The sequence below is a fragment of the Pseudomonas sp. PvP028 genome, from assembly GCF_017832255.1.
GTDB classification, from domain to species: Bacteria; Pseudomonadota; Gammaproteobacteria; order Pseudomonadales; family Pseudomonadaceae; genus Aquipseudomonas; species Aquipseudomonas syringae.
Genome location: NZ_JAFIBL010000001.1, coordinates 5,743,414 through 5,769,327, shown reverse-complemented (window position 1 = coordinate 5,769,327; position 25,914 = coordinate 5,743,414). Strand labels below are relative to the sequence as shown.

Genomic DNA, 25,914 nt, shown 5'->3' with positions numbered 1-25,914 from the left:
ATTTGCTTAACACACTGGGGTTCATTAGGAGTTTCAAGATGGAAATGCTGAAGTTTGGTAAATTTGCTGCGCTGGCTCTGGCCATGGCTGTAGCTGTAGGTTGCTCGTCCAAAGGCGGCGACAATGCCGGTGCAGGCGGTGCTGCTGTTGATCCTAACGCTGGTTACGGCGCCAACTCGGGTGCTGTTGACGGCTCCCTGAGCGAAGAAGCTGCTCTGCGCGCAATCACCACCTTCTACTTCGAATACGACAGTTCGGACCTGAAGCCAGAAGCCATGCGCTCCCTGGACGTGCACGCCAAAGACCTGAAAGCTAACGGCGCTCGCGTTGTTCTGGAAGGTAACACCGACGAACGTGGTACTCGCGAGTACAACATGGCACTGGGTGAGCGTCGTGCGAAAGCCGTTCAGCGCTACCTGGTACTGCAAGGTGTTTCCCCAGCTCAGCTGGAACTGGTTTCCTACGGCGAAGAGCGTCCAGTTGCTACCGGCAACGACGAGCAGTCTTGGGCTCAAAACCGTCGCGTCGAACTGCGTAAGTAATTTGACATGCGAACGTGCCGACGTGCTCTAACCGTTTTGGCCCTCGCCCTTCCGCTTTCAGCGTTGGGTGCGGCACCTGTGGTCGATAACAATTCTGGCTCTGGCAGCAGCAGTTATCCGCCAGCGGGTTATGGCACGTCCGGCGCCTATGCCGGGGGAGGGGTTACGGCCCCTGCCTCGGCACAAGGTCAGCTGTTCATGCAGCTGCAGCAAATGCAGGACGAAATCGCGCGTTTGCGCGGTGTTGTCGAGGTCCAGCAAAATGACATCCAGCGCATGAAGCAGGAAGCTCTGGAGCGTTATCAGGAACTCGATCAACGTATAGCCAGTGGCGCAGCCGCTCCGGCTACCAATAATTCCCAACCTGCTGGTGGCGCTATCGACGCCGGCGGGACGCCTTCGGCCTCAGCGGCTCAGCAGGCACCGGCAGCAGGCACTGAGCCTCCTGATCCGGCGAAGGAAAAGCTTTATTACGAAGCAGCCTTCGACTTGATCAAGGCAAAGGATTTCGACAAGGCTAGTCAGGCCTTCACCGCTTTCCTGCGCAAATACCCAAACAGCTCGTATGCGGGCAACGCCCAATACTGGCTGGGTGAAGTAAACCTGGCCAAAGGCGACCTTCAGGGCGCTGGTCAGGCGTTCGCCAAAGTCAGTCAGCAGTATCCGAAGCATGCCAAGGTGCCTGATTCGCTGTACAAGCTGGCTGATGTCGAACGCCGTCTGGGTCATACCGATAAGGTAAAAGGCATATTGCAGCAGGTCGTTGCCCAGTATCCGGGCACTTCAGCTGCACAATTGGCGCAACGAGATCTTCAGCGCCTTTGATGTTCTGACCCGCTGATCAAGAAAGCCGCGCTAGTCGCGGCTTTTTTCGTTAGAATCTCGCACCCGAAATTCCGGTACACCTTACGCTTTTCTGGATTCCGCGATTGCCGAGTCCCTTGAAGTGCCTGACGGAGGCGGACGGCCTGTTTAGCTGTTACGCCCGTGGCTGATATGCAAGACACATTACGCATCACCGAAATCTTTCACTCGTTGCAGGGTGAAACCCGTACGGCTGGCCTGCCCACCGTATTCGTTCGCCTTACCGGCTGCCCTTTGCGCTGTCAGTACTGCGACAGTGCCTACGCGTTCAGCGGCGGCACCATTCAGACGCTGGACGACATTCTTGGGCAAGTGGCCTCCTATCGCCCTCGCTACGTCTGCGTCACCGGCGGCGAGCCGCTCGCCCAGCCCAATGCCATTGCGTTGCTGAAGCGTCTTTGCGACGCGGGCTATGAAGTGTCTCTGGAGACCAGTGGTGCTTTGGATATCTCGGCGGTGGATCCTCGTGTCAGTCGCGTAGTAGACCTCAAGACCCCAGGGTCAAAAGAAGTCTCGCGTAACCGCTACGAGAACATGGAGCTGCTGACGGCCAACGATCAGGTCAAATTCGTGATCTGCTCGCGTGAAGATTACGACTGGGCCGTTTCCAAGCTGATTCAGTACGGCCTCGATCGTCGTGCGGGCGAAGTTCTGTTCTCGGCCAGTCACCACGAACTCAAGGGTCGCGATCTGGCGGACTGGATCGTGGCTGACAACCTGCCGGTACGCCTGCAGATGCAGTTGCATAAAATTCTTTGGGATGACGAGCCGGGGCGCTGATATGAGTGAATTGACCAAGACTGAAAAAAGAGCCGTGATCCTCCTGTCAGGTGGTCTGGACTCTGCGACCGTCGTAGCCATGGCCCGTGCCGAGGGTTACGTCTGTTACACCATGAGCTTCGATTACGGCCAGCGTCATCGCGCCGAACTGGATGCCGCTGCACGCGTTGCTGGTGATCTCGGTGCCGTGGAGCACAAGGTCATCGGCCTGAACCTCAACGGTATTGGCGGCTCGGCATTGACCGACAGCTCCATTGCGGTGCCTGAGTCGCCTTCTGAAGGCATTCCGGTCACCTACGTACCGGCACGCAACACCGTCTTCCTCTCGCTCGCCCTTGGCTGGGCAGAGGTCCTGGGCGCGCGGGATATCTTCATTGGCGTCAATGCCGTGGATTACTCGGGCTACCCGGATTGCCGTCCCGAGTTTGTCGAGTCGTTCGAGCGCATGGCCAATCTGGCTACCAAGGCCGGTGTGGAAGGGCAGGGCTTCACCATCAGGGCGCCGCTGCAGAATTTGAGCAAGTCGGACATCGTCAAGGCAGGCACCGCGTTGGGGGTCGATTACTCGCTGACGGTCTCCTGCTACCAGGCTGACGACCACGGCCGTGCCTGTGGCAAATGCGACAGCTGTCGCTTGCGCGCAGAGGGCTTTACTGCCGCCGGTATCGCAGACCCGACTCGTTATTTTTAAAGTTTTTTAAAAAAGGTGTTGAATTACTGATAAAAATCAGTAATATACGCGCCACACAACAGCGGGTCGTTAGCTCAGTTGGTAGAGCAGTTGGCTTTTAACCAATTGGTCGTAGGTTCGAATCCCACACGACCCACCATTTCGAAAATCTGGAAGGCCCATGAAAATGCGGATTTCCAGGTTTTTTTTTTGCCTTGCAGATTATCCGGCCTGAGGTGGGGTAGCTGATTGGGCTTCCGTCACGGCATTGAGGCAACGATCTGTAAGGCAGCTGGCTAGTCTTTCGAAGCTTAAGGCAGGCGATACCGTTTGAGCGCGATGCGCACCCAGACAAGCAGCCGTCTGTCGCGAAACATAGCGCCGGTAAGCCGTGATGTCAAATTGCAAGGCGGAGTGCAGCTTCAGAGCTACTGGAGGCCACGCATATTTTTCATCCTGACGCAGTGCGTGGCTGTTATCGGCTATCTTGCACGTTTACTGAAACTGAATACATGCTCTGGCGAGCGCTCATGATGATGGCATTTAGGGATCCGCCGCACCGTCGACTCACTTTACAGATCCACTGCTCCAAGGGATCCTGTAATAGCCGTCGGGCGATTGAATAGATGCTTTGCCTTCGCTGATTGTGCCTATGTCTTCTTCGGCTGCAATCTTAACAACCATCTCTCCAGCAGCATTTTCCCTGATCCAGCGAGCAATATCCTCCAATTCGCCGAACTCATATTCCGTCTCCGGTGCGTCCGATATCAAACTCAATGCCTGCGCTTTGGCCTCGTTTGAGGTGACGGGCTCGCTATGAACAGAAACTGGTGTGGATTTTAATACATTGACCAAAGGTGCGGTCGACATCAGTTCGAGACGCTCCGCTACAGGGGGATTGGAGGCCGTATCGTCGGCTTTTTTGGCCTCACTCGATTCGGTCGCCGCCGGTTGCAGCTCTGTCCCAGATACCAAGCTCACCCGCGGTACTGCGCTGCCAGCCGCAGGGCCTGAACTTTTGGGGATTATCGGTCTAACTAGATAATTGATTTTGACCTGTTGTTGACCTCTTTCATTCATAACTTCTCGCATCAGATCGTAGTCTGGTTCTATGTACTCCATCGTCGTTGCTATATTTGAATGATTCAGAAGATTCTTTGTGATGTGAATATTACGCTCGGGCTGCCTCATCAGTTCGCTGGCTATCGTGTGCCTGAAGCGGTGCGGTGTCATGCGCGTGCCAGTCATATTGGTCAGCTTTTTGTACATGGCCTCCACCTGATCAGAGTTCATATACTCCCGCGTGTAATGACCGGAGAATCTGTTGATATTGAAAACTTGGTCAGTACCAGAAAAGCCAACCTTCTTGGCTGTGTCCATCACCAGCACCAAATGCGGCATCAGTCCATCAGGTATTGGAATCATAAACTCCCGGTGCGTTTTCTCTGTTTCTCCCCTCACTCTTATCAGTCTCTGTCCCAGATCTACGTTTTCGTACCTTAAGCACAGCAGCGCGTTGAGTCTTATGCCTGTGTAATAGAAGGTTTCAAACACTGCCAGCCAGAACCATGCTGGAGTGATCTCTGATCGTTTTCCAGTCGATAGTTCCTCTTGTACGAGAAACCTTAGCCAGTTGCGTGCCCGAACAATGACGTCGTTGCCAATCGTCTTCTTCGGACGTTTGGTAGGCATGACACGGGTATCCTTTAGCGGATTTACTTTCAGCTCGACAAGCCCGTGCTCCATTGCGTACCTGTACACCGTCCGCAGATGGCTTGAGTAAGTATTCCAGCTCCGCTTGGAGATCCTTGCCAGTTCCGATCGGCGCCATTCGAGCATGTCTCGATGAGTGGTTTCGCAGGCTAGGCATTCGCCAAAAAAGTTCACGTACGCTTTCGTAGCCGCTCTGTAAATCTTTACTGTGTCAGGACGAAGGTCATGGGTGAGGATGTACTCCTGGGTCAGTTCCGGAAGCGTCATCGGTTTCATTCAGATGTGTCCTTGTCTACCAATTCTGCCAAGCTGATGACCGGGTTGTCATAGGGCACCTCGCTGAAAACGTCGGTAGGCTCTATGAGCAGATAGCCCCGCAGTTGCTTGCTTTTTCGTGGTCCTTTGACCAGGCATGTCCAGATGTTCAGGCCTGCGCCAGTCTTTCGATGTTTTTTCAGCTTCTCAAAAGAACGCTGAACGACCTGCCAAGCTTCCAGATCCCGCTCTTTAGCCTCACGCTCTATGTCTGGGTGCTCAAGTGCGTAACGTTTGAATATGTCCGGGCTCACCAGGAACGCAGTGCCATCCACGGTATGCACACGAGCCTTGGCGTCATTGATGATGATCCTGTGGGAGATCACGCCCCCCTTCAGCCAGGTGAGGAAATTAAAGCCGTGGCTTGAGCTACTTTCCGGCGAGACTTTTGCCGGCTCTTCGACCGGAGCTTTGTCGTTCGTTGCCTTGATACCCACAAGCTGCCGAGGTTGGCTAAGACTGATAGCTGCCGGAGGAGGGGGCAAAAATGGAATCTGATCATCATCGTCTACCGGCTCGGGTGCTGGTTGAGTCGGTGCTGTCGCTACCGGGTCGGGGAACAGATCCAGCAGCTCGTCCAGCGCATCAAAATCTTTTGCTGCAGCAGGTGCTTGCTTAGTTGCAGGACGCGCTCCTGATGCTGATGCTTCAGGCGTATTTTTGCTGTTCACCGGTTGAGATTCGTCGCCTCCAGTAGGAACTTGCTCGTTGTCATCCGCCATTGGTGCAGATTCCACGGTCAGCGTGCCGGTATACGTCTCAGGTCTATCAGTGGTGTTTGGCCAGATCAGTGCCGGCGCTATTTTCAGCACTGTGAACGTGTTCTTCCAGCCACGACCATTATCGATGCTGGCCTTCCAAATGGCTTTTCCCTCTCCGTTGGGCTGAATGATCGCTTGATCCTGGAGCAGATTGAACATTGGGGCGTTGGACGAGGGGATGTGTTCGATACCCTGAGACAGCAGAAGTGCTCTGAGCTGATCTACAGCTGGCTTACTGACGAGCCACAAGCCTTCCTGAGTCAGCCATCCGTCTGAGGGACCGTCCGGCTGATTCAACTTGAATTTATCCGCCACGAGCATCCTCAGGCCTTCAGCCAGTTGCCGTTGGATCGACTGCTTGGGCGCTGACATAGCTCGGCCAGGATTGCCTCCGAGTTCCTGTGCCACAGAAGCCTGGTCAGCTTGGGAGACAATTTCACCAAGGATATCGGCATGCTCATACTGACCTGCGAACGCGAACACGAGTTGAGACCAGAGCTCGGGAAACCCGCTGAGCCAGTCCAATGCCTTCGCCGGAATCACATTGGAGTAGATCAGCGACGAAGCTGCTCCATGCAACCGATAGTCTCGACCTTTCACGTACTTGAAGCGGTATGGCTGATCCAGAGGCCCGTGCCATGGATGCCAGATAGTGCCATCTGCGAGTTCAACCTTGACGTCTACCGCAATCTTGCCCAGGTCGTGGACGAGCGCACCATAGGCGGATGCTGCAGACCATGCTTCTGACTGGGCCGCCTGCGACTCGGGCGGTGCTCCAATGGGGAGCAGATACATTTGCCGTATCTTCAGCGCGTAGGCGACGATCTCAAGACCGTGATCCAGCATGCCACCATGATATGCATGGTGATGATTCTCAGAGGCAGGGAGATGCTGCACCAAGGCTGCATAGCTCTTGAATGCCTGCATGTAAAGGGTCTCGAACTGCTCACGCGGCAGAGAGGTCCGCTGCCAGATGTTTTCAATCAACTGGCGCCGTCGGGAAGTCGACAGCAACGCGTCGGGAGATTCTGGTTTGAAAAAGCCTGCAGCAGCATTGGACGATATCGGAGACGCTTTTCTTCGCGTGAAGAAACTGAGCATATAGGCACCTATGATGAAGTCATTGGTGGGCCTTTTGCTCTATATGGCTCAGCGTGACAAGTCGAAACCTATATCCGCACTGGAAAGGTTCTATGCATAAGACGCCACCTGATTGGGTGGGATCCAAGCAGTGTCAGTAATCGGATGTTGCCACGCTTGCGTGGAAAAATGTAGCCTCCAAGTATCTGTTAAGTAACATTTTTTATGAAATTCATTTTTATGGAGGCCGCCTCTCGTACCCTTTCGGCATCCATTTCCGGCGGACTCGCCGGCCTTTTCTGGTAAGGCACTTACCCTTATTCCCCCATTCCATTCAAACCCTTCGCTTTGCCATTTGCTTCAGCCCATTTCGCCCTTTCGGTGCGAATTACCTGGGGCAGACGAATACGGACAGCCGTTGGTCGGGTAGAAGTCAAAGGCGTGGGGCAGTCAAAGCTCAACGGGCTGGATGAGCTCCGGTCCTTGATTCCGCACGTTCCCCACTGCGCGATCAACCGGGAACCATTCAAAATCGTCAACAATCCTGCAGTGCTCTTTTGCCAACGCTTCGGCTTTCTGCGGTGTAGTTCTGGAATCAAGCCATGCCCGCGCATCTTCTGCCGTCAGTACCACCGGGCGGCGATCATGAATGTCCACCATGCCCGAGTCGCTTGCCGACGTGATGATGACAAACCCGTCGCCATCATGCGGCTCAAGCCCTCTGTGGACCTGGGCCAATGCCGCGAAGAACATAGGCTTTTTACTCTTGAGACGGATGAAGTAGGGCTGCTTTTTCTTGGGGTCATCCGGGTCCTTCACCCATTCAAACCAACCGTTTGCTGGGGCAACTGCCCGTCCGGTAGGCCAGAGCTCTTTGAAGAACTTTCCCGTCATTACGGTTTCGACTCGAGCGTTGATTGGGGCTGGTCGTTTGCCTTTCCCCCAGAAAGGCTCCCACCCCCAACGAACCTTGTCGACACTCAGACCCTCCTCGGTGGGACGGATGATCTCAACCCGAGTGCTAGGAGCCACGTTGTAGCGCTCTATGGGCAGGAGATCGTATCCATTGATCACGATCTGCTCTGGGGCAAGGTCCTTGAGATAGTGGTCCATGGATTCGTAGATCGAGTAGCGTCCGCACATGATGTCACCCCTAATGTCACTCGTCGAAAATGCCTTTCAGTACGATTGACCGCGCGCTGGCCAAAGAGTTAACTGTATATCTATACAGCTAACTTTATAGAAAGGTCTTCATCATGAGCGTAGTCATTCTTGGTCCGTTGTCTGAAGGGGGTATCAAGCTACCGCTCTACTCATTTCAGGTGCCAGCTGGGTTTGCTTCTCCCGCTGTCGATTACATCGAGAAGCACGTGTCTCTAGACGAACTGGCCGAGGTACGGGCACCGCATGTCTACCTGGCGAAAATTCTCGGAGACAGCATGATTGGGGCAGGTATTTTTGATAAGGATTTGATCGTCGTTGATCGCAGTCGCACTGCCGAGCATGGAGAGATCGTTGTGGCAGCGCTTAATAATTCGGAACCGATTTGCAAGCGGCTCTTCATTATGGATGGGGTTGTCAAACTTCAATCCGAAAATAGTGCCTACCCGTCCAAGCACATCCTGGAGGGTGACAACCTCGTCATCTGGGGCGTAGTGAACTACAGCATGCGCCGTCATGGAAAAGCATGAGGCTGTCTTCGCGCTTATCGATTGCAATTGCTTCTATGCCAGCTGCGAGCGTGTTTTTCGTCCAGATCTGGAGAAAACGCCCATCGTGGTACTCAGCAATAACGACGGTTGCGTCATCGCCCGTAGCTACGACGCCAAGCCATTTGTGAAAATGGGGGCTCCCTATTTTCAGATCAAAGAGGTGTTGCGCCGCAACGGCATAAAGGTGTTCAGCAGCAACTACGCGCTCTATGGCGACATGAGCGAGCGTGTCATGTCGATCATCGAGTCGATGGTGCCAGCCTCCGAGGTCTACAGCATCGATGAGGCGTTTGCAGACCTCACCGGGGTCCCTGGCGATCTCACAGCGTTCGGTCGACGCATCCGGGCGAACATTCTTAAATGCACTGGTATTCCTGTGGGTGTGGGTATCGGTCCTACGAAAACGCTCGCCAAGCTGGCAAACCACACTGCTAAGCGACTGCTATCCCATACAGGCGGTGTTGTAGACATTTGCGACCTGCATAACCGCAACTGGGTACTGCGTAATACGGCGGTCTCAGAGGTCTGGGGGGTAGGGAAGAAGATGAATGCCCACCTGGAGGCGATGAACATCCGCACCGCAATGGACCTTGCAACGGCCGACCCGCGTACTCTGCGCGACCGGTTCAGCGTGGTCATTGAAAAGACCGCACGTGAGCTGGCAGGTACTTCGTGCCTGGAGCTGGGCGAAGCTGCACCACCCAAGCAGGAGATCTGTTGCAGCCGAATGCTCGGAAAACGGCTAACCACCATTCAGCCTATCAAAGAGGCGGTGGCCACCTACACTCAGCGTGCGGCCGAGAAGCTCCGTTCTCAAAACTCGCTGTGCAAGAAGATCCGCGTCAGCATCCGTACCGGCATGTTCAATCCGGAAGAAGCCAAGTACGCCAACGGCGCTTTGGTTGAATTGCCATACCCCACCAACGACGTGCGCTTGATGACCAGGGCGGCGACTGAGGCAGTGAATCGTTTGTTTCGACCGGGGTTCAAGTACAGCAAAGCTGAGGTTCTGTTGCTGGATCTGAGACAGCCTGGCGAATTTACGGATGACATGTTCGCTGCTTCGCAGCCGGCATCTTCGGAGAAGGTCATGGGAGTCCTGGACGAGATCAATACACGCTGGGGCAGAGGGACCCTACGAGCTGGGAGTGTTCCTTCCAATCCAGAGTGGGCTATGCGTCGCGAGCTGATGAGTCAAAGTTATACGACTAGGCTCGATCAGCTGTGGGAGGTGAAAAGTCTCTAGTAGCTCTGTAACGTGCGTAATCGCATGGACTTGACCACCCATTTGCATTCGACTTGACCAATTGATTGCATCGGATCTGAGCCGCGCAATGGGCGCGCCTTGACCGGCAGGAGTCGACCCATAGCGGTCGTTCTCGGTGGACCGCAGGTAGTCTAAGAGTCTAGGGAGTAAGGAGCGGCAACCACAGGTGAGGCGGCAGTGGTAACCGGTAATGCCTACAAGCCATAACCAGAATTGGCCAGTGCCCATGTTTCACAGCTGACAGCGTCATTAGATGCCCATCTCTCGAAACCTCGGAGTTGAGCATTTTGATCGCCGCCGCGCCGTCCGCAGTTACGGGAATGTCGGTTAGTGCTAGGCCATGCCCCGATATACCTCTATACAACTTCTCCTCACTATTTCCCCCTGGCAACCAAGCCTGCATGGTGCAATGCTTGAGAGACTCCTTAGCGAAGGCTGCGAATTCTCTGGTTCTCTTTGTTTCGCCTCGCGATGTTGCCCAGACCATCAGGAGCGGGATCAAAGTACTACCTTTGGTTTGACCTTTACGATAGGTCTCAGTGGATTCTCTGGGGTGGCTGATCAGGTTTCGATAGCTCGCATCGATTGTTGGGTAACCACCATGTGTCCAGTAGGTGAATCGGTAGTTTTCGAGTAGGTGGTCACAGTAGTCGACTGCAAACGGCTGCCATTTTTCCATCATGGAGAGGAAGGTCAGCGCGACGCCTATGTCGATCGACTGCTCATCTGCGATCGGGCTTAGTAAGCTCCGATTGTTGCTGATCAGATGACTGATCTGTGAGGCCAGCTTGGAGGCCTCGTCGAATTTGGATGGGTCGCCTGCCTCAGTTTTCAGGCATCGCTGAGGGACTGTGTCATTACCGCTTATCTGCCAAAGCAACCAAAGGCCGCGCTGAGCGATCCGTCCCAATGTCTCGAATAGTTTGAGACTGATGTCGACTGATGTCGAGGTGTTCACCGCCGCAGAGATGCCATGTCGCACATGAACGTAGGGCAAAACCTTTTTGCCTAAGAACTCGTCCCAGATTTGGAAGTGAAGATCCACGAGCGCTGCGAACGTGCAACCCATGTCGTCCGAAATTTTCTTCTGCTGCTTGGCATCAATGTGCACCTTGATGTGTTCCCAGGCTAACAGGATGACGCGTTCGCTGGCCCGATAGGGGGCCTCCAGATTGCCCGCGGCACGTGCCCAGACGAATAGTACCCACAAGCAAATGTAGACCTGCCTCACGCTGGTTAGCCGTGACTGTGGTTTCAGGTCTTCACCGCCCAACAACCCCTTCGCCAGGTTGCAAAAATGTTGGTAGGCAATATCCGGCTCGTCGATCATCGCGACCGATTTCTGAAAACTACTGCGCAGGCGCTCGTCGACCAACTGCTGCTGTAGCACACCCTGGGTTAGCTTTCCGGCCAGTAAATCCCCGTTCCAGATCTGAAAGGAAACGCGTTCATTCGTCTTTATTTTGATGTACTGCGTTACAATATCCTGGATAGCCTCATGTATTTCCCCCCCGAAACACAGGCAGATAACCACTTTCATGTGCTTGTATTGCTCGGCAATCCGAACGGGAATATAGAAATCCGTGATTTCGTTGATTGAGCCCCTTAGCGCCTGCGTTGTACCGTCCCAATCGTTGCGAGTTAGATCACCTTGCTTGATGGAGAATAAAAATAGCTTCTCCTCCGAGATACCGGTTTGCGGGTCGAGTTCACTCCCCACAGCAGCGACGTCCACCCCGTATTGACGCGTTCCAACCGAGGGGCGCGAAATCACGTTAAAATCTAACTCGCTGAGTAAGTCAGGTAGCACTACGTCAAGCTCGCGGCGTTCTCGGAGAGAGGCGAGATATTCCCTGAATACGAGCTTCATTCTGGTTTACCTACGTTTTGAAGACTCAGCAACTTCATCTGCAAACCGATGGGTTCGAGAATCACTTCGCGCGGCAACTCAACGCTGTGGCTAATGCTTGCGAGTGGACGCTCCAAGCGCCTAGGTTGGCTATCGCCCTGCTCGTCGCCATCGTTGGAGCTCAGGCTGTCCTCGATCCATGTCACCATCCCGTTTCCATAAAGGAGAATGCTCTCGGCAAAAATGCCGGCAAAGGGTGAGTCTTTCCGACTCGCCCGCATCGCATCATTCATGGCGTCAGAACGACGCTGACCCTCTAACTGTTTTTCGCGCTCAGAGGGCCGGAGTTCGACGATAAACCCAACCTTCTCAATTTCATCGCAGTACTGCTTAAGACTGTTGAGCGCGCGCTTTACCATCGGAGCGGCTTTGTCATTGGTGTCGTCGGCAATGGGCTGAAGATGCTTTTGGGCACTGGTGTAATTGATTAGCAGCGGATCGAACAGTAGATCGCTCACTTCGGTATCCCAATCTTCAGATCCTTGCGATTCGCTTGGCGGCTCTTGAGTTTGCTCAGAACAGGGCTGATCAACGTGTGCGAGCGTGGAGTCGATGCTCTTACGCTGAGCGCATCGCCCTAAATTGACCAGAAAGCTGGCAGCGATTGCAGGGTTCATGAAGAAGACCGCCGTCGCTCTGCGAGCTATGAACGCATATTCGCTTTTCGTAAAATTGAACAGGGTGAATTCCAGCCGGAACGTGTACTCCTCCTTGTTACTAAAGAAGCCTTCATTCATTTCTCTGCACAGCGAGTTAGGTGCTGTCCTCAGCCAGTCGACAATCCAGGTCTCGAAGTCCTGGACAGGGCCGTCAATGAGATTTCGGATAGTTGAATCGAAAAGCTCAAACCGGAGATTGGAGCCCGGTTGCAGAAGCAGGTTAGTGATGAAAGCGCGAGCTTCATCGGCGCCGCCTGCTTTTACGAGGTTTGCCAAGCCAAGGTCCACAAGCTTTTGAGTTTGAACTTCCAGCTGGATGGCTCCGAGCTGCGCCAGCAGCATTGCCCTTAACGAAGGTGCAATGTCCTTGAAACTGAAAGCGAGTGCGTAGGCAAGATGGTGAGCAACCTTTGATGTGGTCGGATGAGAGGCCTGGCCAGCCAGCTCTTCAAGCTCCATTGCGAAATGCTGTGGAATCGACTCTGTGAAACTCAATAGCGTTCTTACCAGTGCACTACGAACCTCATCGTCAGACTCCGTTACAGCTGACTTCCCAAGCACATCCAATGCTCGGCTCCATTGGGCGTTATCGTGAAATGGCGGGGAGGATAAAGCCTGGATAACCTGAGCTTTCTCAACAGCCGTGCCATTCTCAATCAACGCGTAGGCCCGTTCAGTGAAGTAGGGCAGATCCGCTTTTAGGCCGTTGCGAATGGCAATGTGCAAGCTATAGAAGTCGCAGACATCCAGCTCTCCAGAGTCGACGAGAGCAATTAGCTCCCTCGGTCTGTTCGGCGAGGCACTGCACCACTTTCGAAAGGTTTCAGTAGCCTCGTGAGGTTCACCGTCCGCTTGGGCTGCGAGGATCCTGAGTGATGGCAGTAAAGCTGTTGCAGAGGTGTCTAGGCGCTCTATGGCTAAGCTGTAGATCCTTCGCCCTTGATAACCCTTAAAGCCACTAAAAGAGGCCAGGCCGCTGGTAGAGAGAGTGTCAAGTAGATCGAAACTCCCCTCGTTGTGGGCATCGGCAAGTAGTTGAGCAATCGCATCGAAGTGCTGATACCGACATTGCCAACGATCGCTGAAAACGGCCTCTAGCAGCGCTCCATTTTTAGCTAGCTCGACGACATCTGCGAGGGTGGGAAGGATCATCCGTGGCTCCTCAGTGGGGCGCAACTTGTTGGCAAATTCTATCGGTAGCGAGGGTAGGCTGGGAATGGCATTGCGTCGTCTGAGGTAGCGCGTCTGCGCCGCGACCACTCCATATATGCCAGCGCTGTGAAACGAGGACTTCAAAACGGAGTCTACGTTTTTTTACACGGCTTGGGTTAATAGCTGGCGGTGGCGGATGACCGCTTTTGGCCCAGAGTGTGTCAAAACCCTTGTTAGCGGCTTCCACTCTAGTGTTTTTTCCTACTCAGCCCAAGTCAGACATCAGTTGCTCAGATTCAGTATAAGATTCCGGAAATCAGCAGGTACGCCGACAACGTGGGCTAGAGGCTAGAAATCTGTAACCGTCCGGGCAAGTCATCTAGCGTAGCTGGCCCTATTGTTTTACGAGATTGCGCAACGATGAAGCTCAGCCCTCAATGTCGATCAGGGACTGCCGGGCATCATCACCCCAGTCAGACCCGATCAAAGCACTTTCTCGTGCTATCAACAATTGAAACGCTTGAGATTCCTTTCAAGCGTTGCTGGATAACTTAAACTTGCCGACTACGCTGCGAAGTTCATTAGCGAGCAATGAAAGCTCGTCAGCCGTTACGGCGTTGTCCTCTACGCCTTCCATGACGATTAAGCTGCTGTTTCGAATGCCGATGACGTTGCGATTGATATCCTCTGAGACCGAATGTTGCTGCACCGCCGCACTTGCAATCTGAGTGTTCATGCCCACAATTCCGTCTACTGCTTCATTGATCTGGTTCAGGCTGCCAGACGCTTGGCTCGCTGCCTGAATGCATTCCCTAGCTCGGGTTTGCCCAGCTTTCATCTGTTGAACAGCGGCATCAGTAGCGCCTTGCAACTGTTGGATGATCCGTCGAATTTCTTCTGTGGAGTTTTGTGTGCGCGAGGCCAGAGTCCGCACTTCGTCAGCCACGACCGCGAAACCACGGCCTTGCTCGCCAGCTCGCGCCGCCTCGATGGCCGCGTTGAGGGCCAGCAGGTTAGTCTGATCCGCGATGGTACTGATGACCTCGATGACACCACCGATTTCTTTGCTGTGTGTCGCTAACGCTTCGACTTTGCTTGCACTGAGCTCCACTTCGTTGGCCAACGCCTCAATAGCGGCACTTGTTTCAATCATAACTTTCAAGCCGTCGTTAGACGCACTGCTTGCAGATTCAGCGGCACGTGCTGCGCCCTCGGTATTCTGGGCCACGTCGGCAACGCTCGCGGTCATTTCGTTGATGGCAGTAGCAACCTGCTCGGTTTCAGCCTGTTGTGAGTTCATTGAGGCTTTGGCTTGGCCTATGGAGATCTCTAGTCGCTTTGCCGCATCTGAGACTGAATGCGAGCTACGCTCCACCTGGCTCAGTGAGCCAGAGAAGGCCGTTACCATGCGGTTAAGTCCCTCGCCTACATCACCGATTTCATCGTGGCTGTTGATTCGGACGCGCGCGCTCAGATCGCCTTGAGCAATACGTGCCGTCACAGCTAGGAGCTCATCAACCCCAATCCGCAGAGCCTTGTAGATGCCGACGAACGCATAGAGCAGCAGTATCGCAATGGCGATAAATAGCTCAGTGCCGAAAGTACGCTCATTACTCAGTGTATTCAGACGCTCATCAATTCGAATTCGCAGCGATTCCTGCATCTGATCCTGAGCTTTGTAAAACTGAGCAACGACGGCGTTTCCACGCTCGCCCAAGGTGTTGGCATTCACGTTTGAGCGCTTGCTCGGATCAAGGTAGTCCACCAGGTCTTTACGCAGATTTTCCAGGTCGGTAATGGCTGTTGTTACAGACGGCTGAACTACACCAGATAATTTCGGCTCTTCTCGGCGAAGCAGGGAAAGGCTCTGCTGCAACTCTTGACGCATTAGCAGCTCCTGTTTCAACAAAGTCTGGGCAAAAATACGAGTGGTGTCGTCCAGAGGACGGTCAGCGCTAAAACCGCTGGCCAGACCGCGAATCTGTCCGACCAGATTTATTTGCCGAGGCAGACGTATAGAGCTCAGATCGATGAGGTACAACGAACCTGCGTCTTCGTCCAAAATCATGCCGGAAGTGGCCGTAATGTAGTAAACGAAATTCATTAGGTCGGTTAACTGGTCGTTCCACGCGGAAAAGATCACCAAAGGTGCTTCGCCTGCTTTGGCGCGTTCAACCAGCTGCACACTAGCGGTACGCAACGTCTGAACTCGGTCTGTCGTTGCCAGTTGGGTGCTAAATTTTGCGTCCTGCGCAGCAAGAGTCGCATAGGCATCGTTAAGCTTTTCAGCATTGCGTGCTGCATTGGCTACTGCGTTGGTGTCACCGCTGAGCATGCCGTGTGTCAGCGCCCTCTGAATCATGGTTAGACGCAGGATAGGGGTGACGTCCAACAAGTATTGTTGACCCACCTGTTCATGCTTGATGCCCGTGATGCTCGTGTTCAGTGAAAGCATCGCCCGGGTGCCTAGCAGGAGCAGAGGAATCAGGACAATAAATCCCAAAATTGCGAATTTCATGGGGAATCGAACACGGTTGGTAACGAACAGGGCAGGCGCTAATAAATTCATCGGGTTCTCGATCACTCAAGGTCTGTGAGTGCTTTCTTAGGCGTTAAAAAGTGCCCATCTCTCATTTATGGTTATGAGGTAATGAAAGCATTCCAAGAGATCTTCCTCAAAAGCCGCTTACTCTCCTTTGTTACAGGATCGAATTGCCGCGCTTCTCTTGGTACGAAAACTATCGGCTGAACCGGGCGAAGCTGTAGGGAGGAATGCATGGATAACCAGCATAAAGGCTGAGTAGACCGGTAATGGCACCAGTTGGAGGTGCGTCCGGGCATCCCGTCTTGCGCAACTAAACCGGTCGCCACCTATGCGGTAGTAGCTCCGCAATCTCACTTGCCCGCTGCGTCGGCAGGCGCGTGAGGACGTCCTTCAAATAAGCATACGGATCATGGCCGTTGAGTCGCGCCGATTGGATCAAACTCATGATCGCCGCTGCACGTTTACCGCTGCGTAACGATCCCGCGAACAGCCAGTTCGAACGCCCAAGAGCCCACGGCCGGATTTGATTCTCGCACCAGTTATTATCGATGGGCACGGCACCGTCATCGAGATAGCGCGTCAGCGCTATCCAGCGTTTGAGACTGTAATCCAGCGCCTTGGCGATGGCCGAACCCTCAGGCACAAGCTGTCTTTGGGCGATCATCCAGGTATGAAGTGCGTCGGCGATTGGCGCTGCTTTTTCCTGCCGTATTCGCTGCCGATCACCCGGCTCCAGCTCTCGGACTTCTCGTTCAGCTTCGTACAAGGCCGCGATGTAGTTCAGCGCTTTTTCGGCGACCTGGCTCTTGTTGGTCACGTGCAAGTCGAAGAACTTCCGGCGGGCATGGGCCATGCAGCCGATCTCCGTAACGCCCAGTTCAAAGCCTGCCTTGTAGCCGGCAAAGTCATCGCAGACCAGCTTGCCGTTCCAACTGCCCAAGAAGGCTCGGGCATGTTCGCCAGCGCGGCTCGGGCTGAAGTCGTAAACGACCGCCGCCAGGTTGGAGAACTGACTGGTGGCATAGGCCCAGACGTAAGCGCGATGAGTTTTTTTCGCACCAGGCGTCAGCATTTGTACCGGCGTCTCGTCGGCGTGAACGACGTCGTGCGTCAGCACGGCTTCGCGCAGCGCATCAACCAGCGGCTGTAATTGCACGCCGCAGTTGCCCACCCACTGCGCCAAGGTCGAACGGGCGATGGGCAGCCCGGCGCGGCCGAAGATTTTCTCTTGGCGATACAGCGGCAGATGGTCGGCAAACTTGGCCACCATGATGTGGGCCAGCAGGCCTGCGGTCGGGACGCCTTTGTCGATGACGTGCGCCGGTACCGGCGCCTGGATCAGTGTTTCGCACTGTTCGCAGGCCCACTTTCCACGGATGTGGCGTTCGACTGTGAACACGCCGGGCGTGTAGTCGAGCTTTTCGCTGGCGTCTTCGCCGATGCGTTTGAGGGCACAGCCACATTGGCAGTGGCTGTTGTCCGGTTCGTGATGGATCAGTGTGCGAGGAAACTGCGGTGGCAGCGGTGCGCGCTTGGGTTGCTGGCGCACTTTGGCTTCGACAGGTGCCGGTTGCAGCGCCTCAAACTCGGCTTCGATAGCGGCGATATCCGTATCGATCAAGTCGTCGAGCAGGCTGGCTTGATCCGGGCTCAACTGCTCGCTGCGCTTGGCAAACTTGAAGCGTTTGAGCAGCGCGATCTCGTGGGCCAGCTTCTCGTTGACCGATTTGTGATGAGTGATTTGCTTGTCCATCGTCTCGACGCGCTGGATCAACTGCGCCGCCAAGGCACGCAGTTCTTCAGGGTTTAATTGATCGAGATTCGGATGCGAAGTCATGCCGCCGATTTTGCCAGAAAGGGCTAGTGGCGGCGATAGACTGATGGGCCAATTGCGCTGGCAAGCAGGCCATGGCAGGCGAATTAGAGCACCGTGATGGCTGCTCCGGAACCGACGCGTTGCCAAGGCAAGCCGAGCACCAAGGCTTGAAGTTGCTCTGCATCCAACTCGACTTCAGAGCCGTGCCGCACGCCCGGCCAAAAAAAACGTCCTTGATTCAAGCGCCGGGCAGCAAGCCAAATCCCCAAGCCATCATGCACCAGCACTTTCATGCGATTGGCACGACGGTTGGCAAACAGATAAGCACAGTGCGGCTTCGCCGCACCGAACACCGCCACGACCCGCGCCAGCGCAGTTTCAGTGCCTGCGCGCATGTCCATGGGCTCGGTGGCAAGCCAGATGGAGTCGATGCGGATCATCGCAGCAGGTCTCGCAGGAAAGCAGAACACGCCGCTGCATTTTCTGCCGGCCAACTCACCACGACTACGCCTTTTGAATGCGGCACTTCGATTCGGATCGTGGCAGGAAGGGCCTGATGCATCGGCACCGGCGGCGATGTCTTGACCGGGATGAAGGCGGTTTGAAGTGTCAGGTTTTTCTGTGCATGCACCCGAATCCATTTATGGACGAGGTTTGCATTGAGGTTGTGGGTCAAGGCGACATTGGCAATTGAAGTGTCAGGTTGGGCGCACTCAGCAATGACCTGGGCCTTGAAGGACTTGGAATAGGAACGGCGTTCTTGTGGCATGGGCGTCCGCTTAAAAAGGCTAAAAATGGTGTCCACCTATATTTGGGTGGACACCATCGCCTCAAGCGACGGTGTCAGGAAGGTGTGTTGCCCGGACGGTTACAGAAATCTGGGGGTTGGATGATTGCAAGCAACGTTTCATATCTTTGTCCGGTTTGTGGATACCCCGGGCTTGAAGAGCCTCCATACGATGAGGTTGGCTGCTCTTCGTTTGGCATGTGCCCGTCCTGCGGTACGCAGTTCGGCTATGATGACGCAACATCTGCTCATGCTGATTTGCGGAGATTATGGATCTCTAAAGGAATGCTTTGGTGGAGCAAAGCTCAAGCTTCGCCGAGTGGTTGGGACCCGATAAGGCAACTACAGGCAGTTGAAAAACGCATCAATATCTGAACAGAAACACCGCTCTTAGCCCTGCTATGATTTCTGAGGATTTCATCGAAGGGATCGCCCATGAAGCGCTTTATCCAAGGTGAACATCGAGGCCAAGAAACCTTCCTTCCCGCGAGCCTCGACGATTACGTCACGGATGCCAATCCGGTGCGCGTAGTCGACATCTTTGTCGACGAACTGGACCTGGTCAAACTAGGTTTCGAGGGCGCCTTACCTGCTGATACAGGCCGGCCGGCTTACCATCCCTCGGTCCTGCTGAAGATCTACATCTACGGCTATCTGAACCGCATTCCATCGAGCCGGCGTCTTGAACGAGAAGCCCAACGCAACGTCGAGCTGATGTGGCTGACTGGGCGTTTGATGCCCGATTTCAAGACCATCGCCAACTTCCGAAAAGACAACAGCAAGGCCATCCGAGGTGTCTGCCGCCAGTTCGTGGTGCTGTGCCAGCAGCTAGGACTGTTCGAAGAAAATCTGGTCGCCATCGACGGCAGTAAATTCAAGGCCGTCAATAACCGCGACCGCAATTTCACCAGCGCCAAGCTGAAACGGCGGATGGAAGAAATTGAATCAAGTATCAATCGGTACCTGACTGCGCTCGACGAAACCGATCGGCAAGAACCCTCGGTCGCTCAGCCCAAGGCTGCTCGTCTGCAAGAGAAAATCGACAAGCTCAAAGCTCAAATGAAAGAGTTGCAGGCCATTGAAACTCAGCTCAACGAATCACCAGATAAACAGGTCTCACTGACCGATCCAGATGCCCGTTCCATGATGACGCGCGGCACTGGAATCGTCGGTTACAACGTGCAGACAGCGGTCGATACCCAGCACCATTTGATCGTTGCCCATGAGGTTACCAACGTCGGTTCCGACCGCGATCAACTCAGTTCGATGGCCAAGCAGGCCCGCGAGGCTATGGCGTCAGATACGTTGTCGATAGTGGCTGACCGAGGTTACTTCAAAAGCGAACAAGTCCTGGCTTGTCACGATGCAGGTATCACGGCCTATGTGCCCAAGCCGATGACCTCTGGAGCCAAAGCTGACGGGCGTTTCAATAACGATGCCTTTCTCTATGACGCGGCAAAAAACGAATATATTTGTCCCGCTGGAGAGGCGTTGATCTGGCGCTTTTCCAGCGTTGAAAAAGGCCTGAAGTTGCACCGTTACTGGAGTTCTAACTGCCAGGGATGCGTGCTGAAATCGAAGTGCACACCGAGCAAGCAACGGCGAGTTCGGCGATGGGAGCATGAAGCCGTATTGGAGGAAATGCAGAACAGGCTGAGCAACGCGCCGGACATGATGCGAGTCCGCAAGCGTACGGTCGAGCATCCCTTCGGGACACTCAAACAATGGATGGGCGCCACACATTTCCTGACACGAAAGCTGAACGGAGTAAGTGCGGAGATGAGCTTGAACGTCCTCGCCTACAACTTGAAACGAGTCATGAAAATTCTCGGTACCAGCGGTTTAATGAAGGCGCTGTCGGCCTGAAGAGGTCTGTACTTTGGCCACCCAGCAAGGTAGAAGCGGCGCTAGGGGCTCCCAGACCCTCGTGATGATCCGCAGGACTTGTTGTGAGCAATTACTCAGCTAACAACCGTCAGCGCTGCGCGCCGACAGTGCATCAGCGCGTTTTTACACACTCTGGGCCGAATGCGGCCATTCGTGACGGGCAGCAATCGGCCAAGAGCGGACGCTTAGAGGTGCATAATAAATCTGCCCCATTTTCAACGATTGCTCAATCAGTGCTTGCTCAGCGCATCAACATATTTAATTACACTAAGGAATGCGTCGCGAGCATTCGGAGATTGGATAGTCCTACCGGCTGCTTTGAATACAAACCGCTATAGGCGAAGTCGCCAAATAGTCCCGAAGCTGGAATCCGAGCGACGACCCGGCGTCAACAAGCCGATCGAGTATGTCGAGTGTCGCCCTTCGCAGGTTGATGTCTCGAATCAGCATCTCTCGATGATCATGCACCGCTATTCGGCATATAGTCTCCGCGTGCCACAAGCTGTTTCCATCGTCGAGTAAATCGGCGGGAGCTCTGTCTAAGGCGTCTCGCAGTTGGGGTAGTGCAGAAGGAATCGCGGATTTACGACCGACACCCGCCATCAGTTGTAGCAGGTGCTCTAAGCCTTTCCGGCTATCGCCCACAGCAGTTAAACAGCTTGAGATGAAATGTGGGCGGGATCTGAAGAGCGCTAAGTCATGCCAAGCCTTGGGCCAAGGCGTTGAGCACAGTAAAAGCGTCCTTAGTATGTTGTCGAATCGGCTATAGAGTCTCCGACTCTTGGTTCTCAGCGAATCATCCCCGAAGACCCTAGCTGTCGCGCGATCCCATGCACGCCAAAAACTTGCGACGTTTGCGAACTCCTGCTTCATGCACTCGCTAAGTATAGATTCCAGAACCCTTTCGCTGAGTTCAGGTGCACTCTCGATACAGTGGTCAAACATATCAAAGAGCGGTGAGTTTTCATTTGACTGCGCCATAAGCTCGACTGCGATCAAGTCCCCAAACTCCCACCGCCCCTCGAAGTCAACATAGTCGGGGTCATGCCGCTGACCCCTTGGCCCTTTTTCATGTTCCATCATCAGTCTGGTAAGCGTCATGAGTGTTTTTACTCGCCACGTATCGGGCATCTCGCCACGCGCAGCATCAAGAGCTATTGCCCAGTCCTTGAGGGCCGCCAAACTTTTTGGTGAAGGCCGCTGGGCAGGCGCCAGCTTTCGCAGTGCGGTATTAAGTGACTCGGCCGTAGCTGCGCGGGCTTCACTGACGACATCATGAGCCCTTCTACGTGGGTGTTGGATAGTTACGTCCAGTGCCTCGGCGTACTGAGCAAGACCATTAGTCAGCACTTCGGCCAGCATAGGCTGCTTGGACCTCAGCTCGCTTGAGATTGCTTTGGCTGCAGCCCGGCGTATTTTCCACATCGGCTCAGTGACGATGTTGACTAATGCTTCAACCACCATGGGTAGAGATGGGGCGACTGCTGCAAGTGAGACAACCGCTCGCGCCCGCACTTCCCCCACCAGGTGGTCTCGGCTCAGCCATGCATCATTATCTTCGATAACGGCAGTGTGTTTGAGGACAAGAGCCCGGGCCCACTGTAGCGCCTGTGAGGTATCGGCGGGCCACTTGTATACCAGAGCGCAGGCAAGCTCATCCTCGAGGCCGGTGAGCAAATGGACTTCCTCTTCTTCAATCTCATCACAGAGGCGAAGGAATTCTTCATAAGGCTCAGACGGCGACGAAAATCGGTCTGTCGTTCCTGGCTCTGCTGTGGAAAATCTTTCCGTGATTGCTGCAGCCCAAGCACTCACGGCACCAAAGCGGTTCATCCGCTGCATACCGGCCTGAGCTTTGTAACTGGCTTGCTGCAATTCGGGTTCTAGGTTGGCAATCTCCAGGGATACTCCCTTGCCATCGCTAGCAACTTCCCCAAGCTTTAATTCACGGATGTCCATACGTTTCAGCGCCATGCGCCAGCCAGCTGGTACCGCCTCCGTTCCATTCAGCGCTTTCGAGTGGCTATCCAGAATCCTGTGGATAGCCTCGAGAAGGTTGGGATGGTTGAACTGCAGCTGAAGAACTAGATCTTCCAGGTGCCGTCGCCTGTGTGGCAGCCGATTGCTTGCTAAGCGCTCCTGCTGCCTAGAATCGTCCAGCCCGTCGTGGCCTCCGTGGATGGCCAGCGCACCTGCCTCATGTACTCTGCGAGCAATGTCGTCGGAGAAGAATTGCGGGCATTTGAAGATGGAAAGCATCTTCTCGGTTACGAGCTGAGGGTGGGCCATCAAGACCCCTGCCACCATTCCTGTAGTGAAACTCGACTCTCCCAGCTCCAAGATAATCTCGAGTACCTCCGAGATAACCATGGGCTGCCCTTTAGCTTCTATAAGCAGGCGTTCTTCCAGCGCCATCAAAGCCGCATTCAGGAGGTAGCTGGTGACTGAAAGACTGCGATAGGTTGCCCATAGACGATAGTCATGGATGTGTGGTCGATCATTGGGGCTTTGCTCTAGCGGAATAATTGAAATTTCATTCGGACGCATCGTGGCAAACGCCTTAGCGGCGTGGTTGCATAGATCAATCACGAAGCGCACGCTCTTTGGCCAGGCGTAGAGCAGCAGTGATCGGAAGGGTCCCTGTAAGACCGACGGTGGGAAGAATTCGTGATCTGCTAGCTGACTCAGTCCCATTGCGGACTCCCACCCGATCATGCCGAAGTCCTGTTCAACTTCCGGTTCAGACTTCGTATAGAGATTCCAGAAGACCTTCCACACCAAGTCGGGAACGAAAAAGCTCACCTCGCGACAGTTCTTGAAATTGACCAAGAACTGAAGACGTTCCTCCGCATAGGAGTCGCGCATATCGGCCCCAGCCAGGAAGCGCCGCAAGAGCGCCTCAGTGAATGTCGTGAACCGGCAAGAGTCTGCACCTGCGCAGCGACACAAAAGCGCGTAGAAGCGCTTGCTAATCGATTGCTCACGGTACCAATCCTCTTCATCGCGCAAACAGAAGTGCTCAGCCATGTTGAATACGTCAACCACTCGCTGGGTGGGCTTGTGCCAGCTCTCGTCGTGAGACGTGGCGTCTTCTGCGAGCTGGACAATCCAGGAGTAGTTTTCCGACGGCAGACCGGGAAACGCCTTTGCGACTAACCCGATTACTACATCCCAAGCTTTGCCAACGGGGGCAGCCATACCGATCCGTAGCATGATCTCTCTGTTAGCAGGATCGTCTGCAAGGTGGGAGTAATCGATAGAGGTTGGCCCTTTGCATGCAATGCGCAGCAAGTGGCTTAGGCGCTGCAAAAGGTTTGCGCTGTTGAAGAAGACACTGTTACTCAGCTTTGCGACTAAGTCTTCCACACGCTCGGAGCGCAGTAATCCAATGGCCACCTCGTCTCGCCAAAGCTGTGGAATGGTCGAGTCTAGTTTGAGAGCGGCTTCGAGCAGTGCATAGGCATCTGTGTCACCTTCAGCTGAGCGCTGCGCTGTCCAAGTGCGCAGTGCCCGGCGCATGCCCGCGTGTGAGCCAAGCTTGCCGAAGAGCACACCCCATGCCCTCTCGGCACCGCGTACTTCCTGGTCGACCCGGAAGAAGAGCGACCAGTCTTCCAAGACGTCATGAGTGGGAGCCACACGGAGCGCGGCGTCTTGTGTTAGCACCCCATCTTGCACGAGAAAAGCCACTGCCTCAGCGTCCGGTGGTGCTTGTACGAACTGAGCAAAGCGCTCTGTACGCTCGTAGCAGACTTGGTTAAAGGCTAGTCGACGGCGTTCGGCCATCCCAGCTAGCAAGCCCCTACTAGGAGCGATCAGCTCTGTCCACAGCCGCAAGCGCAAGTCATTGCCAGCAGCTTGTGGAAGAATTGCCCCAGTCGCGGTGTAGTTGAACGCAAGGCGCAGATAGTAAGGTGCTCGGAGAACTTCTCGCACACCACCGTCCCTAGCCGTAATGTCTTCAAGAGCCGTTCCGGTCACTGCCGAAGATATCTCCGCATCTGTCAGCAAAGGGACGTCTACAACTTGGTACGAGAAACCGGCGAGGAAGATGGAGTAGAGAGCGTTGAGAGCATAGGAGCGGGTCGTCACGCACAACCTCACTCCTTTGTGCTGGCGAACAAGCACCAGCAGCTCTTCAAGCGCACCCGGGCTCCTGGCTTCGAGCACTTTTTCCAGCGAGTCGATGACGACAGTTGGTGTGCCGCAGCGCAATAGACTCTCCATGCTGAGCACAGCATCCGGCATGCTACTAAGTGACTGAACTGCGGCTAGGCTTGGCTGGTTGAGCTCGTCGGCTCGAAAGAAGAAAAGCGGGCCAGACTCATGAAGGAGTGGTGCGAGTTCTGCGATGACTGCTGACTTACCCGCACCAGGGCCACCTGTGACGATGACGAGCTGTCGCTCATCGAAGCCCGACAGCACTTGGGCAACGCACTGGCCGCGGGGAATGTGGGTGCCGTTCGGAAGCTTCGTTGAGATTAGCGAGAGCTGATGTCTAGCCCGATCTCTGAATTGCTCGGCAATGCTGCCAAAGCCAACTCGACGAGTGAGGCGGCTGACAGCTTCTTGGATGCCAACTTGCGCAGTCGTTTTCCAAGTCTCAGGTGTAATAGTACCGACACTGATGCCTTGTTCTAAGACATAGGAAAACAGCCCGTTCCATACCTGCTCGCCGGAATCTCCAGGCTGGTTTGAAGCCAATAGGGCTTGAACCAGACTTAGCTCTTGCGAGCTCTCGGTTCCGAGGTCATGTATGTCGACACGTAGCCGTAGCAATAGGTCGAAGACAAGCTCGTCGGAGTATTTGTCGGCTAGCGTGTTCCTTGACACCTCCTTGAAGGCACTCCACGTACGCTTGTGCTGTGCGTCAAAAAGCTTGGAATCGAGCTTTTGGAGGAAGTCGGCCAAGTTCAGTGAAGATCGAGATAACTCACAGAGCCGTTTGGCTGCTTGGTTGGCGGGTGTCGCTGGTGCCACAGTAGCAAGGACCAGGACATCACATGCTCGATCAAAAGGGCTGCCCTCTACTCCTAGATAGTCGCGCCAAGCCCCCTGCAAACCATCAATGAAGTCTTCGTCGCTAGCTGTCGCATTAAGGCCGCGCTTGCACTGGATGAGCTGAAGTCGGGACTGCCCAATGTCAATAACCTGGCAATAGATATCGTCGGTGTGAGCGCCCATGTAACGTGCCTCAAAGCGAAGGGTCTCTACTCGGGCACCGTGCAGCCCAAAGGCACTCGGCACCCCTGTTAGCATGTTTGCGAGATACAAGGCGCCAACTCGCGCTTGGAATACCCCGCCGCCGCCGCCAGTAGCAATGGTGCTAATGAGCTGGGTGCCCTGAAGGGGCGCACGTTTCGGTTTTTTTTCTTTGCTCATCCGTAAATACCTTCGCCGCTCCTAGGCACATCCGTATTAAGCATAAAGGTTCTGTAACCGTCCCTGCTAAAAT

Annotated in this window: 17 protein-coding genes and 1 tRNA gene; 8 read left to right on the top strand and 10 right to left on the bottom strand. The window is 54.5% G+C overall.

All coding sequences use genetic code 11. The features are described from left to right. Window positions 1–38 precede the first annotated feature (38 nt). The 5 genes from pal (at window position 39) to JOE34_RS24625 (ending at window position 3,016) form a co-directional block, all read left to right on the top strand. Window positions 39–542 (top strand): peptidoglycan-associated lipoprotein Pal, encoded by a 504-nt coding sequence (gene pal, locus JOE34_RS24645; protein WP_003314369.1) that lies wholly within the window; start codon window positions 39–41, stop codon window positions 540–542. Window positions 543–548: 6 nt separating this feature from the next. Continuing rightward, window positions 549–1,367, top strand: coding sequence for a tol-pal system protein YbgF (gene ybgF, locus JOE34_RS24640; protein ID WP_004418664.1), 819 nt, complete (start codon window positions 549–551; stop codon window positions 1,365–1,367). 171 nt (window positions 1,368–1,538) lie between these two features. Beyond that, on the top strand, window positions 1,539–2,186 hold the full coding sequence (gene queE, locus JOE34_RS24635) for a 7-carboxy-7-deazaguanine synthase QueE (RefSeq protein ID WP_011267001.1): 648 nt from the start codon (window positions 1,539–1,541) through the stop codon (window positions 2,184–2,186). A 1-nt stretch (window position 2,187) separates the two neighbouring features. Further along, a complete protein-coding gene (queC, locus tag JOE34_RS24630; protein WP_003422119.1) occupies window positions 2,188–2,877 on the top strand; it encodes a 7-cyano-7-deazaguanine synthase QueC in 690 nt (229 codons plus the stop codon). A 63-nt stretch (window positions 2,878–2,940) separates the two neighbouring features. Next, window positions 2,941–3,016 (top strand) — tRNA-Lys (locus JOE34_RS24625). 407 nt (window positions 3,017–3,423) lie between these two features. Here the strand turns inward: JOE34_RS24625 and JOE34_RS24620 are convergent. The 3 genes from JOE34_RS24620 to JOE34_RS24610 form a co-directional block, all read right to left on the bottom strand. Beyond that, window positions 3,424–4,845 (bottom strand): site-specific integrase, encoded by a 1,422-nt coding sequence (locus tag JOE34_RS24620; protein WP_046266426.1) that lies wholly within the window; start codon window positions 4,843–4,845, stop codon window positions 3,424–3,426. After that, window positions 4,842–6,758 carry a MobH family relaxase gene (gene mobH, locus JOE34_RS24615; RefSeq protein ID WP_183132968.1) on the bottom strand — a complete coding sequence of 639 codons (1,917 nt, stop codon included), beginning with the start codon at window positions 6,756–6,758 and terminating at the stop codon, window positions 4,842–4,844. Before mobH ends, JOE34_RS24620 begins: the two co-directional genes overlap by 4 nt. Window positions 6,759–7,175: 417 nt before the next feature. Further along, on the bottom strand, window positions 7,176–7,868 hold the full coding sequence (locus JOE34_RS24610; protein ID WP_046266428.1) for an SOS response-associated peptidase family protein: 693 nt from the start codon (window positions 7,866–7,868) through the stop codon (window positions 7,176–7,178). A 113-nt stretch (window positions 7,869–7,981) separates the two neighbouring features. Between JOE34_RS24610 and JOE34_RS24605 the strand changes: the two genes are divergently transcribed. Next, the gene (locus tag JOE34_RS24605; protein WP_046266429.1) at window positions 7,982–8,416 is read left to right on the top strand and encodes a S24 family peptidase; all 435 of its coding nucleotides are present in this window, start codon (window positions 7,982–7,984) and stop codon (window positions 8,414–8,416) included. Further along, window positions 8,403–9,683 (top strand): translesion error-prone DNA polymerase V subunit UmuC, encoded by a 1,281-nt coding sequence (umuC, locus tag JOE34_RS24600; protein WP_046266430.1) that lies wholly within the window; start codon window positions 8,403–8,405, stop codon window positions 9,681–9,683. The genes JOE34_RS24605 and umuC overlap by 14 nt, the downstream gene beginning before the upstream one ends. Before the next feature lie 160 nt (window positions 9,684–9,843). Here umuC and JOE34_RS24595 read toward each other — a convergent pair whose 3' ends face one another. The 6 genes from JOE34_RS24595 to JOE34_RS24570 form a co-directional block, all read right to left on the bottom strand. Then, window positions 9,844–11,574, bottom strand: a complete 1,731-nt coding sequence (locus JOE34_RS24595) for a hypothetical protein (RefSeq protein WP_046266431.1) — start codon at window positions 11,572–11,574, stop codon at window positions 9,844–9,846. Further along, complete coding sequence (locus JOE34_RS24590) at window positions 11,571–13,424, bottom strand: hypothetical protein (RefSeq protein ID WP_046266432.1); 1,854 nt, start codon at window positions 13,422–13,424, stop codon at window positions 11,571–11,573. The genes JOE34_RS24595 and JOE34_RS24590 overlap by 4 nt, the downstream gene beginning before the upstream one ends. A 532-nt stretch (window positions 13,425–13,956) precedes the next feature. Beyond that, entirely contained in the window at window positions 13,957–15,993 is a 2,037-nt protein-coding gene (locus JOE34_RS24585; protein ID WP_007247619.1) for a methyl-accepting chemotaxis protein, read from the bottom strand. 286 nt (window positions 15,994–16,279) lie between these two features. Beyond that, window positions 16,280–17,806, bottom strand: a complete 1,527-nt coding sequence (locus JOE34_RS24580) for an IS66-like element ISPsy43 family transposase (protein ID WP_003317542.1) — start codon at window positions 17,804–17,806, stop codon at window positions 16,280–16,282. Between the two features lie 83 nt (window positions 17,807–17,889). Then, entirely contained in the window at window positions 17,890–18,225 is a 336-nt protein-coding gene (gene tnpB / locus JOE34_RS26020; RefSeq protein WP_004409766.1) for an IS66 family insertion sequence element accessory protein TnpB, read from the bottom strand. Then, complete coding sequence (locus tag JOE34_RS24570; protein ID WP_003317539.1) at window positions 18,222–18,554, bottom strand: transposase; 333 nt, start codon at window positions 18,552–18,554, stop codon at window positions 18,222–18,224. The genes tnpB and JOE34_RS24570 overlap by 4 nt, the downstream gene beginning before the upstream one ends. A gap of 453 nt (window positions 18,555–19,007) precedes the next feature. Here JOE34_RS24570 and JOE34_RS24565 point away from each other — a divergent pair, with 453 nt between their 5' ends. After that, window positions 19,008–20,438 carry an IS1182 family transposase gene (locus JOE34_RS24565; protein ID WP_024665188.1) on the top strand — a complete coding sequence of 477 codons (1,431 nt, stop codon included), beginning with the start codon at window positions 19,008–19,010 and terminating at the stop codon, window positions 20,436–20,438. A gap of 327 nt (window positions 20,439–20,765) precedes the next feature. Here JOE34_RS24565 and JOE34_RS24560 read toward each other — a convergent pair whose 3' ends face one another. Continuing rightward, entirely contained in the window at window positions 20,766–25,841 is a 5,076-nt protein-coding gene (locus tag JOE34_RS24560) for a hypothetical protein (protein WP_209996776.1), read from the bottom strand. Between the last annotated feature and the right edge of the window lie 73 nt (window positions 25,842–25,914).